We start from the raw sequence: 15,225 nt of genomic DNA on the forward strand, positions 1-15,225 counted from the left end.
TCAAGCCTGTAGCCTCTAGGAAACGTCAATGACCGACCAAACCACCCGCCTTCCCGTGCGCCGCGCGCTGATCAGTGTGTCCGACAAGACCGGCGTCGTCGATTTCGCCCGCGAGCTCGCCGCCCTCGGCGTCGAGATCCTGTCCACCGGCGGCACCTTCAAGCTGCTGCGCGAAAACGGCATCGCCGCCGTCGAAGTAGCTGATTACACGGGCTTCCCGGAGATGATGGACGGCCGGGTGAAGACCCTGCATCCGAAGATCCACGGCGGCATTCTCGGTCGCCGCGATCTGGACGGCGCGGTCATGGCCGAGCATGGCATCAACCCAATCGATCTAGTGGCGGTCAACCTCTACCCGTTCGCCGCGACCGTGGCCAAGCCCGACTGCACCCTGCCCGATGCCATCGAGAACATCGATATCGGCGGCCCGACCATGGTCCGCAGCGCCGCGAAGAATCACAAGGACGTGGCCATCGTGGTCAACGCCGAAGATTATGCGGCGGTAATCGACAACCTGAAGCACGGCGGCCTGACCTACGCTCAGCGCTTCGACCTGGCCCTCAAGGCCTTCGAGCACACCTCCGCCTACGACGGCATGATCGCCAACTACCTGGGCGGCATCGACCAGAGCGCCGAGACCCTCACCACCGAAGGCCGCAGCCTCTTCCCACGCACCTACAACATGCAGTTCGTCAAGGCGCAGGACATGCGCTACGGCGAGAACCCGCACCAACAGGCCGCCTTCTATGTCGAGAAGCCGGATGAGGCCAGCGTCGCCACCGCCAAGCAACTGCAGGGCAAGGAACTGTCTTTCAACAACGTGGCCGACACCGATGCCGCGCTGGAATGCGTGAAGAGCTTCACCAAGCCGGCCTGCGTGATCGTCAAGCACGCCAACCCCTGCGGCGTGGCCGTGGTGCCGGAGAACGAAGGCGGCATTCGCAAGGCCTATGATCTGGCCTACGCTACCGACAGCGAATCGGCTTTCGGCGGCATCATCGCCTTCAACCGCGAGCTGGACGGCGAGACCGCACGCGCCATTGTCGAGCGCCAGTTCGTCGAGGTGATCATTGCGCCGAGCGTATCCGCCGAGGCTCGTGAAGTGGTTGCCGCCAAGGCCAATGTGCGCCTGCTCGAATGCGGCCAGTGGCCGGCCGAACGTGCGCCGGGCTGGGACTACAAGCGCGTCAACGGCGGCCTGCTGATCCAGAGCCGCGACATCGGCATGATCACCGAGGCCGATCTGAAGATCGTCACTCAGCGTGCACCAACCGAGCAGGAGATCCACGACCTGATCTTCGCCTGGAAAGTGGCCAAGTTCGTCAAATCCAACGCCATCGTCTACGCCAAGAACCGCCAGACCGTCGGCGTCGGCGCCGGCCAGATGAGCCGCGTCAACTCCGCGCGCATTGCCGCGATCAAGGCTGAGCATGCCGGCCTGCCGGTACCCGGCGCGGTAATGGCCTCGGATGCTTTCTTCCCCTTCCGCGACGGCATCGACAACGCCGCCAAGGCCGGCATCACCGCGGTGATCCAACCAGGTGGTTCGATGCGCGACAACGAGGTGATCGCCGCGGCCGACGAAGCAAACATCGCCATGGTGTTCACCGGCATGCGCCACTTCCGCCACTAATATCGGCGTACTCGGACAGGTATCTGCGGCGTTGCCCGACTCTTCCCCATGCTCATTGCCAGAAGGCAACTCCGCTGGGGGAAGAATCGGGCGCCTTGCATCTACCAGCCCGATTGCGATCTCGGAATTCATAAGGGTGGATAACGCTTCGCTTATCCACCAGACGGGCTACCGGCCCGCCTCCATTGGGAGAGAGAAATGAACGTACTGATCATCGGCAGCGGCGGCCGCGAGCATGCCCTGGCCTGGAAGGTCGCGCAGGATCCGCGCGTTGCCAAGGTGTTCGTCGCCCCGGGCAACGCCGGCACCGCCACCGAAGCCAAGTGCGAGAACGTCGCCATCGACGTGCTGGCCATCGAGCAGCTGGCCGATTTCGCCGCTGCCAATGTGCAGCTGACCATCGTCGGCCCCGAGGCACCGTTGGTCAAAGGCGTGGTCGACCTGTTCCGCTCGCGCGGCCTGGACATCTTCGGCCCCACCGCCGCCGCCGCGCAGCTGGAAGGCTCCAAGGCGTTCACCAAGGACTTCCTGGCGCGTCACGCCATCCCGACCGCCGACTATCAGAACTTCACCGAAGTCGAACCGGCGCTGGCCTACCTGCGCGAGAAGGGTGCCCCGATCGTGATCAAGGCCGACGGCCTGGCCGCCGGCAAGGGCGTGATCGTTGCCATGACCCTCGAGGAAGCCGAGGAAGCCGTGCGTGACATGCTCTCCGGCAATGCTTTCGGTGACGCAGGCGCGCGCGTGGTGATCGAGGAGTTCCTCGACGGCGAGGAAGCGTCTTTCATCGTCATGGTCGATGGCGAGCATGTACTGCCGATGGCCACCAGCCAGGATCACAAGCGCGTAGGCGATGGCGACACCGGCCCGAACACCGGCGGCATGGGTGCCTACTCTCCCGCCCCGGTGGTCACCCCCGACGTGCATCAGCGGGTGATGGACGAGGTGATTTATCCGACCGTGCGCGGCATGGCGGCCGAAGGCAACGTCTACACCGGCTTCCTCTACGCCGGCCTGATGATCGACCAGAGCGGTGCACCCAAGGTCATCGAGTTCAACTGCCGCTTCGGCGACCCCGAAACCCAGCCGATCATGGTGCGCCTGGAGTCCTCGCTCGTGTTGCTGGTCGAGGCCGCCCTGGCCAAAGCGCTGGACAAGGTCGAAGCGACCTGGGATCCACGCCCGACAGTCGGCGTGGTGCTGGCCGCAGGCGGCTACCCGGGCGACTATGCCAAGGGCGACGTGATCGAGGGACTTAGCGAAGCCGCCTCCCTGGACGGCAAGGTCTTCCATGCCGGGACCGCGCTGAATGCGCAAGGCCAGATCATCACCGCCGGCGGCCGCGTACTGTGCGCCACCGCCATCGGTCGCAGCGTGTCCGAGGCACAGCAGCAGGCCTACCGCCTGGCGGAAAAGATCCGCTGGAATGGCTGCTTCTACCGCAAGGACATCGGCTACCGCGCCATCGCCCGCGAACAGGGCGAAAGCTGAACCCCGCCAGTCACCAGGAATGCGCGCGGCGCCAGATTTTATCGACACCGCGCGCATTACAGGCTGACAACGGCATGGCTATAATCCGCCGTCACACTCATGAACGGACTTCTCCAGTGGGTCGGCTCCGGATCGCCATCGCTCTCATCTTCGGCCTGCTGCTGATCAATCTGATCCCGCTGTCGGCTCAGGCGTCCGTTGCCCCGCCGTCCTCTACGCCGCTGGCCGCAACGCCGAATTCACTGCCGCAGAACTGGCGCATTCTGGTCGATCAGTCCGGCAAGCTCACACTGGAGGAAGTGGTCGCCCAGCGCGCCCTGTTCCTGCGGCTGGAAAAGCTGTCCTACAGCGCTCCGGCCAGTGATCGGGCGGTCTGGCTGCAAGTCAGCCTGCCCCCTCTGACCAAGCCGAAATGGCTTTCGCTGTTCGCGCCGCGCGTGCAGTACCTGGATTTCTACCTGCTGCGCGAAGGCCAGCTTGAGCAGCACATCGCCACCGGCGAGCTGCGACCAGTCAGCGCGCGCCCGCTGCCGAATCGGGCCTACCTGTTCAGCCTGCCCAATGATGGTCAGGCGAGGGAAGCCTACGTTCGCCTGCAGTCCAGCCATCCGGTGATGACCTGGTTCAAGGTCATCGACGACAGCGGCCTGGTCAGCCAGTCCAGGCCCGCCTACCTGTTCGGCGCCCTGTTTGGCGCCCTGGCACTGCTGATGGTGTACAACCTGCTGCGCTTCGCCTACACGGTCAGTTACACGCATATCTGGCTCAGCCTGCTGCATGGCGCGCTGCTCGCTTGCGCCATGGCGAACCTGGGCGTCCTGGCGGTCTGGTTGCCGGGATTGACCTATAGCCAACCGTTGATCGCCGACCTGTCGGCGCTCGCCGCGAGCTGCGCCCTGCTCGGTTACACGCTGGGCTTTTTCAACCAGCGCCGGCGCACCTGGATTACATGGCTGCTGGGCATCGAACTCAACGTGGTGCTGGCCATCGCCGCCAGCATCCTGCTTGGCCAGTGGCTGTGGCACAGCTGGCTGATCTACTCGCTGGCGCTGGTCGCCTCGTGCAGCGCTCTGGTGGTCGCTCTGTACCACTGGCGTCAGGGCTATCAGCCGGCACGGCTGGTAGTCGCCGGCGCGACGCTCTTCAACAGCGGCATGGTGTTCTTCATGCCCATGCTGCTCGGCTTCGACCAGCTCGACCCGGGCTGGCTGACCGGCGGGCTGTTCAGCCTTGCCACGATCGCCGGCCTGCTGCTCAGCTTCGCCCTGCTCGAACGGCAGCGCCAGCGTCAGAGCGACAGCCGCACTCAATTCACCGCAGCTGCAGTCAGCAGTGCGGAGCTCAAGACCAAGGCTGACTTCCTGTCCAAAATCAGTCATGAGCTGCGCACGCCGATGAACGGAGTGCTCGGCATGAGCGAGCTGCTGCTGGGCACCTCGCTCTCGGCGAAACAGCGCGATTACGTGCAGACGATTCACAGCTCCGGCAACGAGCTGCTCAATCTGATCAACGAGATTCTCGACATATCCAAGCTGGAGTCGGGCCAGATCGAACTGGACGACGTTCAGTTCGACTTCAACGCGCTCATCGAAGATTGTCTGAGCATCTTCCGCGCCAAGGCCGAGCAGCAGAAGATCGAGCTGATCAGCTTCATCCAGCCGCAACTGCCACAGGTCGTGGCCGGCGATCCGACCCGCCTGCGCCAGACGTTGCTCAATCTACTGGAGAACGCGTTCAAGCAAACCGAGGAAGGCGAGGTGCTGCTGATCGCCGCGATCGACGGACCGATGGATGCGCCGCGACTGCGCATCACCGTGCAGGACAGCGGTCGGCCGTTGGAGGCATACGAGCGCGATGCCCTGCTCAATGCGGCGGTAGACAGCCAGGACTTCCTCGCCGCGACCCGTCATGGCGGACGGCTCGGCCTGATCATCGCTCGTCAGCTGGTCCAGCTGATGGGTGGCGATTTCGGCATCCAGACCGGTAGCAATCAGGGCAATACGCTTTGGATCAGCCTGCCGCTGGCCGGCGAAGGCCTGGCCCAGAGCAACGCCGACCTGGACGGACCGTTACGAGGCACGCGCCTGCTGATCGTCGACGACAACGATACCTGCCGCAAGGTACTGGTCCAGCAGTGCAGCAGCTGGGGGCTGGAGGTCAGTGCGGTGGCGTCGGGCAAAGAGGCGCTGGCGCTGCTGCGCACCAAAGCGCACCTGAAGGAATACTTCGATGTGGTACTGCTCGACCAGGACATGCCCGGCATGACCGGTATGCAATTGGCGAGCAAGATCAAGGAAGACTCCAGCCTCAACCACGATATCCTGCTGATCATGCTCACCGGCATGAGCAGCGCCCCGAGCAAGATCATCGCGCGCAACGCCGGCATCAAGCGCATCCTGGCCAAACCGGTGGCCGGCTACACCCTCAAGACCACGCTCGCCGACGAACTCGCGCAGCGTCAGCAGGGCCACCAGCAGCGCTCCACGACAGCCCCCCAGGCGTCAACGCCACTCGAGGTTCCGGGCGATTTCCGCATCCTGGTCGCCGAAGACAACAGCATCTCCACCAAGGTCATCCGCGGCATGCTGAACAAGCTCAACCTGCAGCCCGATACCGCCTGCAACGGTGAGGAGGCGCTCGAGGCCATCAAGACCACCCCTTACGACCTGGTGCTGATGGACTGTGAAATGCCGGTGCTCGATGGTTTCCAGGCCACCCGCCAATTGCGCGAATGGGAGGCCAACAGCGGTCGGCGGCGCACGCCGGTGGTCGCCCTGACTGCACACATCCTCAGCGAGCACCGTGAACGTGCCCGTGAAGCGGGAATGGACGGGCATATGGCCAAACCCGTCGAGCTCTCGCACCTGCGCGAGCTGATCGACCACTGGGTGCGCGTCAAGCAGGCCGAGCAGGTCGACTGAGCAGCGCTCGGTACCGGTCTCAGCAGACGCCGCACTTCACGTCTCGGATCAGCATCCCACTCTCGGGCCTGGCCGGCATACGCGTCAGATCGATACGCAGATCCTGCGCTGGCACCGCGTAAGCCATTTCGCGCGTCAGCATGCGCAGCGCCATCTTCAGCAACTCGATTGCCAGTTGCTCGCCTGGACAACGATGCCCTTCGGCCGCGTCACCGCCGCCCTGGGTGACGAAGCTGAAGGCATTGCCCGGCCAGTTCAGGAAGCGCTCGGGCTGGAACGCTTCGGGCTGATCCCAACGGCTCGCTTCGCGGTTGGTCCCCCACAGATCCAGCATCACCCGGGTGCCCGCCGGAAAATGCTGGCCCTGCCAGTCGAAGTCCTCTCGTACGCGGGCAGCCGTGAACGGAAAGAACGCGTGCAACCTGCGAACCTCCTGCGCGAAAGGCTCGAGCAGTTCATCGTCCGTACGCAGGCGCGCGGCCCATTGCGGCTGCGCCAGCAGTTCCAGCGCGGCATAGGTGATGAAGTAGGAAACCGCCACTGTCGGCCGCAACAGATTGAGCAACTCGACAGCGGCGACCTGCTCCTCAAGCGGTGTGCCGTCGAGGTCGCGGTGATGCGCGACTACCATGAGCGCCGTGGTCGGCTCGGCTGGCAGCCGGCCGGCGCGGACCTGCTCGATCAGCTGCCGCGCCCAGGCTTCGGCGTCGCGCCGCGCCTTGCGCGCCTCCCAGTGACGTGCCCCGATGCCACCCGCACCGTCAACCATCGTCGCCAGCTGCTCGGCCCGGATCTCCCGCTCGGCGGGTGCCAGCGGCACGCCGGCCCAGCGACACACTGCTTCGGTCAGAATCAGCTGCACTTCCGTCATCAACCGGACCTCCGGGCGCGCCTGCCACTCACCGATCGCCTGGCGCCAGGCCTGCTCGGCCAGGCTGACCAGTTTCTCGACCGCAGCACCGTCGAGCAACTGCAGGAACATTCGCTTTCGATGCCGGTGCGCCTCACCGTCCAGTCCCTGCACACCTCCTTGCCCGACCAGCGTCTTTATCAGCATGCGCGGCATGGCATGGGCGCGCTGCAGATAGCGTTCGTCGTAGAACAGGCGCGCGGCGTCTTCGCCGCTGAGACAGATGGTGTTCTGCAGTAGCAGACGCGTCTGGAATACGTTGCTGTGCAAACGAGCACAGCGATCACGGATAAATGGATAACCTTCGCCCAGCAGCGCCAGTGAGCTTTCCAGATGATCATCATGGGGTATTTCGGTCATGCCGCTCTCCAATCAACCAGTCCTGCAATCGACCTTCGTGCGCTCGGAGTGTTATCGCGCGAACGACCCGAAGGTCGGATAACTGAACAAAACCGGCCGAGCGCTGCCGATTACTGAACGACTCACGAAACGGTGCAGGTCTCGGCATGCCGTGTCCATCACGTCGCAGAACGCGGCGTGGCCGCAGACCTGCCCCGAGGAGCCACTCGATGATGAAGAGGAGCGATGTCGCCTGGACCCTGATCGGGGTTTCGGCCGTGCTGCTGTCCGGCTATCTGCTGTATCACGAGGTCCGCAACATCTCGCTGAGCGAACTCGCCAACAGCCTGCATGCGATCGGTGCCCATCGCTGGTTGCTGGCGGCGCTGTCGACGCTTGGCGCCTACCTGGCGCTGGCCTGGTACGACCGCATCGCCATGGCCCATCTGGGCCGGAAGATCTCCTGGTGGTTCATCACGCTTTGCTCGTTCACCACCTATGCGCTGGCCCACAACATTGGCGCCTCGGTTTTTTCCGGCGCGCTGGTGCGTTATCGCGCCTACCGCAGCCGCGGCCTGACGCCCCAGGAAATCGGCATCCTGATCGTCTTCTGTTCCTTGACGTTTGTCCTCGGTACCGTCCTGGCAGGTGGCACGGTGTTGATCCTCGAACCGCAGTTGCTGGACCGCCTGATGGATAGCGCGAGTTGGCTATCGACCGCGGTCGGGTGTGGGCTGTTGCTGCTGATCGCGTTGTATGTGTTCGGCGCATGGCGGCAGTTGCCGGCGTGGCGGCTGGGCAAATGGCACATCGAGTATCCGCGGCTGCCGATCGTCGCGCGCCAGTTGCTGGCCGGTCCACTGGAGCTGCTATGCGCGGCGGCGATCATTTACTTTGCCCTGCCGGCGGCGAACAACCCAGGCTACCTGACCGTCCTCGGCGTGTTCCTCGCGTCCTTCTCGCTGGCCCTGCTCTCCCATGCCCCAGGCGGGCTCGGGGTGCTGGAACTGACCTTCGTCGCCGCACTGCCGGAACTCGCGACCGTCGACGTGCTGGCTGCACTCATCGTGTTTCGTGTCTTCTACCTGCTGCTGCCGTTCGCCATTGCCATGGTGGTCGTGCTGCTGTTCGAACACGGTCAGTGGCGCGCTCGACGAACCGACGCGGTAGGTCGTTGATCCGCGCGCAGCCCTCCACACCTCTCATCCCGACGAAGATGGTCTGGCGCGAAACGGCCACAGAGGCCATCATGCTGCCCTTTCCAACCTAACCCGACGTCATGACCGAAACCGCCCATTCCCACGCCGAACACAAACCGCGCCCATTGGTCGACCTGGCCGTAAGCATCCTGATTCCTTCACTGATCCTGATGAAACTCAGTGGCGAGGACCGCCTGGGTGCCGATGGCGCGCTGCTGCTGGCCCTGGCCTTCCCGCTGGGCTGGGGCCTGTGGGAGCTGGTCCGCTACCGCAAGTTCAACTGGATCGCCCTGCTCGGCCTGATCAGCGTGCTGCTCACCGGCGGCATCGGTCTGTTGCAGCTCGACACCCAATGGTTGGCGATCAAGGAAGCGGCCGTACCGGGAATCATCGGCATCGGCGTACTGGCCTCCACCCGCACGCGCTACCCGTTGATTCGTACCCTTCTGTACAACCCGAAGGTGCTCAATGTGGACAAGGTCCACGAGCAGCTGGAACGCAACGGTCAGGTCGCTCATTTCGAAACCCGCCTGCTACGGGCGACCTACCTGCTCAGCGGCACCTTCTTCTTCTCGTCCTTCATGAACTACGTACTGGCCAAATGGATCGTGCACAGTCCGGCCGGCAGCGAAGCGTTCAACGCCGAGCTGGGACGCATGACCCTGCTCAGCTACCCGATGATCGCCATACCCAGCATGCTGATGATGATGGCGATCTTCTTCTATCTCTGGCGGACCATCCATGGCCTGACCGGCTTGCGCCTGGAGGACATCATGGCCGTCCACGAGCAACGCGACGGCAAATGAAGCCGCCGGAAGCATCCGGCAGCCAGGCGCCAAGCCGTCAGAACAGCAGTTTGAAGATGCCGATCACCACGATCAGGCCAATGATGAAGATGACGCCCGCGGTACCGCCGATGAATTTCAGCATGCCGTACTCTCCGTATTTTCTGGACTGTGCTCTTGTGACAGTCCGGTTCGGAAGGACGTTCAGCGCCAGACGCCGGGATGCTCGGCAGTCAGCTGGTCGTCAGCAGCATCCATAGCGGCAGGCTGACGGCAGCCGCCAGCGTCGACAGAAATACGGTGGAGCTGACCGCGCGGCTGTCGTCGGCATGCTTGACGAAGGCCAGCACATTTACGCCACTCGGACAGGCTGCCAGCAGCACCAGCACACTGCGCGCGTCTTGATTCAGCCCGGGCAAGCAACCGCTCAGCCACCACACCAGCGTCGGGAACAGGACCAGCTTGGCCAATGTGAGCACGACGACCGACGCGCTCGGCCGCAAGCGATAACGCGACAGACTGATACCCAGCACCATCAACGCGCAGGGCAGGGCCGCCTGCGCGAGCCAGCCAATCACTCGCCACAACGGCTCGGGCAGTGACAGGCCGCTCAGGTTCAACAAGGCTCCGAGCAGCAGGCCGACGATCAAGGGGTTGGCCAGATTCTTCAGCAGCGACGGCACGCTGACCCTGTCGCCATCACCGAGCGCGGCGTAGAAACTCTGCAAAGAGAACAGCACCAGGCTGTGGAACACCAGAATGGCGAACACGTAGACCAGACTCTCGGCCCCGAGCAGCGTGGTCACCAGGGGAATGCCGACCAGCACGTTGTTCGAGTAGGCTGCGGTCAGTCCCAGAGGGCTCGCTCGCCCCTTCAGGCGATGCGCAACGACGTTCACCAGCAGAAAAATCAGCAGCACCGGGGCGAAGTATGCCAGCAGCAACATCGGCGACATGCCCTCGCCCAGCTCGGCGCGAGCGATGCCATTGAACAGCACCGCAGGCATGAACAGCTTGAAGGTCACGCTGGCCAGCCCGGCGGCACCTTCGTTACTCAACCACTGGCGCCAGCCAAACAGATAACCGAGCGAGATCAGACCGAAGATCGGCAGGATCGCCAGCACCACTACCATGTCGCCCCTCCAGAGCCGAAACTTCAGGCCGCGTCGAGGCGCGGGGGCGCAAGAATACACTGGCGAGCGGACGCCCGCACGGAAGCCAGGCCTCCGTCGGGCGGGCGAATCAGGCGCGAAAGCTGCGCTGCCTGATGACGACAGCCGGCTCCGCTTGCTGCAACACGTCGAGCACCTCGGCGAGCTCGAGCTTCCATGGTCGAGGCGCCAGGCCAAAAGTCGACTCGAAGCGACGGCAATCGAGCACCGACCAGGCCGGACGGCGTGCCGGTGTCGGGTATTGTGCAGTCGTGATCGGCGACACCTCGGGCTGCCTGGCTAGCAGTCCGGCCGCTTCACCTTGACGGAAGATCTCTACGGCGAAGTCGTACCACGAGCAGGCCGGTGTACCGCTGTAGTGATAAACGCCCCAGGCCAGCTTGTCACCGTCGGCATAGCGGCGCGCCAGTTCCAGCAGCACGGCGGCGATACTGCCGGCCTGGGTCGGACATCCCAGCTGGTCGCTCACCACGCCAAGCGCATCGCGCTGACGCGCCAGCCGCAACATGGTCTTGACGAAATTGTGCCCATGGACGCCGTACACCCAACTGGTACGCAGGATCAGGTGCGCGGGCAGGCAGTCACGAATGATCTGCTCGCCGGCCAGCTTGCTCGCTCCATAGACACCCGTCGGAGCGGTTGCATCGTCCTCGGTATAGGGTCTATCGGCTTCGCCGGAGAACACATAGTCGGTGGAGATGTGGAACAGCGGCACACCCGCACGCCCGGCAGCCTCGGCAAGATTGCGCACACCATCGCGGTTGACGGCATAGGCCTGCTCGCTGTGAGACTCGGCGTTGTCCACATGGGTGTAGGCAGCCGCATTGATGATCAGACCGGGGCGCTGCGCCATGGCCGCCGCAATTTGTTCTGGCCGGACGATATCCAGCTCGGTGCGATTCGGAGCCAGCACATCCAGGCCGAAACTCGCCGCACGCTCGGCCAGCTCGCGCCCAACCTGACCACCGGCACCGCAAACGAGGATTCGCATTCTCTTTAGCCTCATCGACGACGCTCGCGCCAGGGCGAACGTCCGAAATAATCTTTGCCAACGGCACCTTTCGGCGCATCGAATGGCACCGCCAGATATGCCGCCGATGCGGGCGAGGCCGCGTCGACACCGCGCTGCGCGGCGGAGCAGAGCCTCTGCGAGCATGAAGGGATGCATTTTCCAGCTTCGTTGAGGCCAGACAGAAAGCGCTTTGTTCCCCAGCCCGGATAAAAATTTTCATTCACCGAGCCGAGCGTGCTCACGGCAGCACGGGCAGCGGCCGACTCAAGCGCAGCTCGTGCGGGGACAGCTCGACGCCATACGCCAGTACCTCCACTCCCGCCGCAATCGCCTCATGCAGCGCCGCCGCATAGGCCGGGTCGATTTCCACTGCCGGGCGTACCGCCTCGATGCCGCTGAGATTGACGCAGTACAGCTGCACGGCACGCACCCCGCTGCGCGCGAGCGCAGCCAGCTCTCGCAGATGACGACTGCCGCGTGTTGTCACCGCATCGGGAAAGGCGGCCACGGCGGTGTCGTCGAACCCCAGCGTAACGCTCTTGACCTCGACATAGGCCGGCAGGCCGGCATAGTCGAGACGGAAATCCACCCGACTGTTTTCCACGCCATAGGCCACCTCGCGCTTGAGCGACGAGAAACCTGCCAACTCGGCGATCTGCCCGTTCAGCAGCGCTTCCTCGACCAGTGGATTGGCTCGCGCGGTATTCACGCAGGCCAGCCGCCCCTGCGGCGTCTCCACCAGCTCCCAGGTACCCGGCAATTTGCGTCGCGGATCGCTGCTGCGCTGGAACCACACCCGCGCGCCCTCGCTCATGCAGTTGAGCATCGAGCCGGTGTTGGGACAGTGAATGCACAGCGCCTCGCCTTCGTCAGTGACGATATCGGCGAGAAAACGTTTGTAGCGCCTGACCAGCCGCCCCTGCTCCAGCGGTTGCGCGAAACGCATCAGGATTGCCAGCTGCGCAGGCCGTGGGCAATACGCTCGACGGCCTGCTCCAGGCGCGGCAGGTCCTGGGTGTAGGCGAAGCGCACATGATGGCCGGCCTGGTGACGGCCGAAGTCCAGCCCCGGCGTGATGGCGACGAACTCGGTTTCCAGCATGTGCTGACAGAACGCATAGGCATCGCCACCAAATGCACTGATGTCGGCGTACAGATAGAAGGCGCCCTGCGGTTCAACCGCGATGCCGAAGCCCAGCTCGCGCAGGGCTGGCAGGAGGAAGTCACGGCGACGGGCGAACTCAGCGCGCCGCGCCTCGAGAATTTCCAGGGTCGCCGGTTCGAAACAGGCCAGGGCTGCGTGCTGAGCCATGCTCGGCGCGCTGATGTAGAGGTTCTGCGCCAGCTTCTCCAACTCCGGCACAGCCGCGGGCGGCGCCACCAGCCAACCCAGGCGCCAACCGGTCATGCCGAAGTATTTGGAAAAGCTGTTGAGCACGAAGGCGTCGTCATCGACCTCCAGCACGCTGGCCGCGTCCGTGCCGTAGGTCAGCCCATGATAGATCTCGTCGACCACCAGATGGCCGCTGCGCTCCTTCAGCGCCGCCGAAAGGGCGGCTAGTTCGGCGCGCTCGAGCAGCGTTCCGGTGGGATTGGCCGGCGAGGCCACCAGCGCACCGACGCTGTCGCGATCCCAGTAGCGCTCGACCAGCTCGGGGGTCAGCTGATAGCGCATCTCCGGGCCGACCGGCACCAGCTGCGCAGCGCCCTCCACCAGACGCAGGAAGTGCCGGTTGCATGGATAGCCCGGATCGGCCAGCAGCCAGTGCTTGCCAGGGTCGACCAGCAGGCTGGAGGCCAGCAGCAGCGCACCGGAGCCACCGGGAGTAATCAGGATGCGTTCGGGGTCAATGCTCAAGTGATAGCGCTGGGCATAGAAGCCGGCAATCGCCTCGCGCAGCTGCGGCAGGCCGCGCGCGGCGGTGTAGCGCGTATGACCGGCCGCCAGTGCGGCCTGCCCGGCGGCGACGATGGGCTGCGCGGTGGTGAAGTCCGGTTCGCCGATTTCCAGGTGAATGACGTCGCGGCCTTGAACTTGCAGCTGGTTGGCCCGCTCCAACAGCGCCATGACGTGGAAAGGTTCGATTGCGCGACTGCGTGCGCTGTACGACGAGGTCATCTGACCTTCCTGTTGACGATAAAACGTGAATTCTACCCAAGGTCCCAAGGCCGCCGCAGCCACTGTCGGATTGGGGAGTAGCGCACCCCGATCCGATCTGGTAAGTTCGCCCGCTTGCAGCCGCAGGGCCGGCACGGGCCGGCAAGGGACAAATCATCCTGCGCAATGGACATAGCGAGAGGCGTTCATCCATGCCCATTACCAAAGAAACACCGTCGAGCAAGCAACTGATTCGCGCCTTCGAGCCCTATAAGGAAAGCAAGGGCGAGGAGTACATGAGCGAGAAGATGCGCGCCCATTTCACCGGCATCCTGAACAAGTGGAAGCAGGAGCTGATGGAAGAAGTCGATCGCACCGTCCATCACATGCAGGACGAGGCAGCCAACTTCCCGGACCCGGCCGACCGCGCCAGCCAGGAAGAAGAGTTCAGCCTGGAACTGCGTGCCCGCGACCGCGAGCGCAAGCTGATCAAGAAGATCGACGAGACGCTGCAACTGATCGAAGACAACGAATACGGCTGGTGCGATTCCTGCGGTGTCGAGATCGGCATCCGTCGCCTGGAAGCGCGGCCTACCGCCACGCTCTGCATCGACTGCAAGACGCTGGCGGAGATCAAGGAAAAGCAGATCGGTTCCTGATCCCGAACGGGGCGCTTCGGCGCCCCGCTTCATTTCCAGGCCCGGCAACCGCCTCACCCGCCCCGCCATCCCTGATCGCGCCGGCCCCACCATGCCCTTGTCCAGCTCACCCCAACCTGCCCGCTATGTTGGTCGTTTCGCCCCGACGCCGAGCGGCTATCTGCATTTCGGCTCACTGCTCGCCGCCCTTGCCTCCTATCTGGATGCCCGCTCGGTGGGCGGTCGATGGCTGCTGCGCATGGAAGACATCGACCCGCCACGAGAGATGCCCGGTGCGCAGCAAGCGATCGTCGAGACACTGCAGAGCTACGGCTTCGAATGGGACGGCGAAATGCTGCGCCAGAGTCAGCGCCACGCCGTCTACCGGGATACGGTCGAACACTTGCTGGAGAAAGGGTTGGCGTATGCCTGCACCTGCTCGCGCAAGCAGCTCGAAGACTACCCGGGCCCCTACCCCGGCTTCTGCCGCAACGCCGGACACGGCCTCGAGGATGCCGCCATCCGCCTGCGCGTGCCCGATCGCGAGTACGGCTTCGTCGACCGTGTACAGGGCGAGTTCCGCCAGCACCTGGGACGCGAGGTCGGCGACTTCGTCATCCGCCGCCGCGATGGCCTGATCGCCTATCAGCTGGCCGTGGTGCTGGACGACGCCTGGCAAGGCGTCACCGATGTGGTGCGCGGCGCCGACCTGCTCGATTCGACGCCGCGTCAGCTCTACCTGCAGGAAATCCTCGGCTTGCCGCAGCCGCGCTACCTGCATCTGCCGCTGATCATTCAGCCGGACGGCCACAAGCTCGGCAAGCGCTATCGATCACCACCGCTGCAAGCCGAGGAAGCCAGCCCACTGCTGCTGCGCGCACTGCGCGCCCTTGGCCAGCAACCACCGACCGAACTGGACGGTGCCCTGCCGGCGGAGATCCTCGGCTGGGCGATTGGCAATTGGGACGCCGGGCGCATTCCGCGGACCCGAACCCTGGCCGAGGCTCAGCTGCGCTGAGCAGCATTTG

General features: G+C 64.3%; 14 protein-coding genes. 7 read left to right on the plus strand and 7 right to left on the minus strand.

The window, feature by feature from the left end:
- Positions 1-28: 28 nt before the first annotated feature.
- The 3 genes from purH (at position 29) to OUY36_RS17435 (ending at position 6,045) form a co-directional block, all read left to right on the plus strand.
- Entirely contained in the window at positions 29-1,633 is a 1,605-nt protein-coding gene (gene purH, locus OUY36_RS17425; RefSeq protein ID WP_110776050.1) for a bifunctional phosphoribosylaminoimidazolecarboxamide formyltransferase/IMP cyclohydrolase, read from the plus strand.
- A 198-nt stretch (positions 1,634-1,831) separates the two neighbouring features.
- Complete coding sequence (gene purD, locus OUY36_RS17430) at positions 1,832-3,124, plus strand: phosphoribosylamine--glycine ligase (protein WP_063540420.1); 1,293 nt, start codon at positions 1,832-1,834, stop codon at positions 3,122-3,124.
- Between the two features lie 116 nt (positions 3,125-3,240).
- On the plus strand, positions 3,241-6,045 hold the full coding sequence (locus OUY36_RS17435) for a hybrid sensor histidine kinase/response regulator (protein ID WP_267935270.1): 2,805 nt from the start codon (positions 3,241-3,243) through the stop codon (positions 6,043-6,045).
- Positions 6,046-6,064: 19 nt separating this feature from the next.
- On the opposite strand, the gene OUY36_RS17440 is transcribed toward OUY36_RS17435, so the two are convergent.
- Complete coding sequence (locus tag OUY36_RS17440) at positions 6,065-7,315, minus strand: cytochrome P450 (RefSeq protein ID WP_267935272.1); 1,251 nt, start codon at positions 7,313-7,315, stop codon at positions 6,065-6,067.
- Positions 7,316-7,524: 209 nt separating this feature from the next.
- Here OUY36_RS17440 and OUY36_RS17445 point away from each other — a divergent pair, with 209 nt between their 5' ends.
- Both OUY36_RS17445 and OUY36_RS17450 read left to right on the plus strand, forming a co-directional pair.
- Positions 7,525-8,472 (plus strand): lysylphosphatidylglycerol synthase transmembrane domain-containing protein, encoded by a 948-nt coding sequence (locus OUY36_RS17445; protein WP_156245300.1) that lies wholly within the window; start codon positions 7,525-7,527, stop codon positions 8,470-8,472.
- A gap of 101 nt (positions 8,473-8,573) precedes the next feature.
- On the plus strand, positions 8,574-9,299 hold the full coding sequence (locus OUY36_RS17450) for a VC0807 family protein (protein WP_230724498.1): 726 nt from the start codon (positions 8,574-8,576) through the stop codon (positions 9,297-9,299).
- Between the two features lie 37 nt (positions 9,300-9,336).
- On the opposite strand, the gene OUY36_RS22065 is transcribed toward OUY36_RS17450, so the two are convergent.
- The 6 genes from OUY36_RS22065 to OUY36_RS17475 form a co-directional block, all read right to left on the minus strand.
- A complete protein-coding gene (locus OUY36_RS22065) occupies positions 9,337-9,423 on the minus strand; it encodes a hypothetical protein (protein WP_442807067.1) in 87 nt (28 codons plus the stop codon).
- 88 nt (positions 9,424-9,511) lie between these two features.
- The gene (locus OUY36_RS17455) at positions 9,512-10,411 is read right to left on the minus strand and encodes an AEC family transporter (RefSeq protein WP_267935275.1); all 900 of its coding nucleotides are present in this window, start codon (positions 10,409-10,411) and stop codon (positions 9,512-9,514) included.
- Positions 10,412-10,520: 109 nt separating this feature from the next.
- Positions 10,521-11,441 (minus strand): dTDP-4-dehydrorhamnose reductase, encoded by a 921-nt coding sequence (gene rfbD / locus OUY36_RS17460; protein WP_267935277.1) that lies wholly within the window; start codon positions 11,439-11,441, stop codon positions 10,521-10,523.
- An 11-nt stretch (positions 11,442-11,452) separates the two neighbouring features.
- Positions 11,453-11,704, minus strand: coding sequence for a hypothetical protein (locus OUY36_RS17465; RefSeq protein ID WP_267935279.1), 252 nt, complete (start codon positions 11,702-11,704; stop codon positions 11,453-11,455).
- Positions 11,701-12,408 (minus strand): DNA/RNA nuclease SfsA, encoded by a 708-nt coding sequence (sfsA, locus tag OUY36_RS17470; RefSeq protein ID WP_267935281.1) that lies wholly within the window; start codon positions 12,406-12,408, stop codon positions 11,701-11,703. The genes OUY36_RS17465 and sfsA overlap by 4 nt, the downstream gene beginning before the upstream one ends.
- The gene (locus tag OUY36_RS17475; RefSeq protein WP_267935283.1) at positions 12,408-13,580 is read right to left on the minus strand and encodes a pyridoxal phosphate-dependent aminotransferase; all 1,173 of its coding nucleotides are present in this window, start codon (positions 13,578-13,580) and stop codon (positions 12,408-12,410) included. Before OUY36_RS17475 ends, sfsA begins: the two co-directional genes overlap by 1 nt.
- Positions 13,581-13,771: 191 nt before the next feature.
- Between OUY36_RS17475 and dksA the strand changes: the two genes are divergently transcribed.
- Together dksA and gluQRS are read left to right on the plus strand one after the other, a co-directional pair.
- Positions 13,772-14,218, plus strand: a complete 447-nt coding sequence (gene dksA, locus OUY36_RS17480; RefSeq protein ID WP_063540429.1) for an RNA polymerase-binding protein DksA — start codon at positions 13,772-13,774, stop codon at positions 14,216-14,218.
- A gap of 91 nt (positions 14,219-14,309) precedes the next feature.
- Entirely contained in the window at positions 14,310-15,215 is a 906-nt protein-coding gene (gluQRS, locus tag OUY36_RS17485; protein ID WP_267935284.1) for a tRNA glutamyl-Q(34) synthetase GluQRS, read from the plus strand.
- Positions 15,216-15,225 lie beyond the last annotated feature (10 nt).

This window comes from Stutzerimonas sp. R40042 (assembly GCF_026642215.1).
GTDB lineage: Bacteria > Pseudomonadota > Gammaproteobacteria > Pseudomonadales > Pseudomonadaceae > Stutzerimonas > Stutzerimonas frequens.

Bases quoted from the DNA above. Each gene is read 5' to 3' on its own strand.
- purH (WP_110776050.1), top strand. From the start codon at position 29: ATGACCGACCAAACCACCCGCCTTCCCGTGCGCCGCGCGCTGATCAGT.
- gluQRS (WP_267935284.1), top strand. From the start codon at position 14,310: ATGCCCTTGTCCAGCTCACCCCAACCTGCCCGCTATGTTGGTCGTTTC.
- OUY36_RS17450 (WP_230724498.1), top strand. From the start codon at position 8,574: ATGACCGAAACCGCCCATTCCCACGCCGAACACAAACCGCGCCCATTG.
- OUY36_RS17445 (WP_156245300.1), top strand. From the start codon at position 7,525: ATGATGAAGAGGAGCGATGTCGCCTGGACCCTGATCGGGGTTTCGGCC.
- OUY36_RS17455 (WP_267935275.1), bottom strand. From the start codon at position 10,411: ATGGTAGTGGTGCTGGCGATCCTGCCGATCTTCGGTCTGATCTCGCTC.
- sfsA (WP_267935281.1), bottom strand. From the start codon at position 12,408: ATGCGTTTCGCGCAACCGCTGGAGCAGGGGCGGCTGGTCAGGCGCTAC.
- dksA (WP_063540429.1), top strand. From the start codon at position 13,772: ATGCCCATTACCAAAGAAACACCGTCGAGCAAGCAACTGATTCGCGCC.
- rfbD (WP_267935277.1), bottom strand. From the start codon at position 11,441: ATGCGAATCCTCGTTTGCGGTGCCGGTGGTCAGGTTGGGCGCGAGCTG.
- OUY36_RS22065 (WP_442807067.1), bottom strand. From the start codon at position 9,423: ATGCTGAAATTCATCGGCGGTACCGCGGGCGTCATCTTCATCATTGGC.
- OUY36_RS17440 (WP_267935272.1), bottom strand. From the start codon at position 7,315: ATGACCGAAATACCCCATGATGATCATCTGGAAAGCTCACTGGCGCTG.
- OUY36_RS17475 (WP_267935283.1), bottom strand. From the start codon at position 13,580: ATGACCTCGTCGTACAGCGCACGCAGTCGCGCAATCGAACCTTTCCAC.
- purD (WP_063540420.1), top strand. From the start codon at position 1,832: ATGAACGTACTGATCATCGGCAGCGGCGGCCGCGAGCATGCCCTGGCC.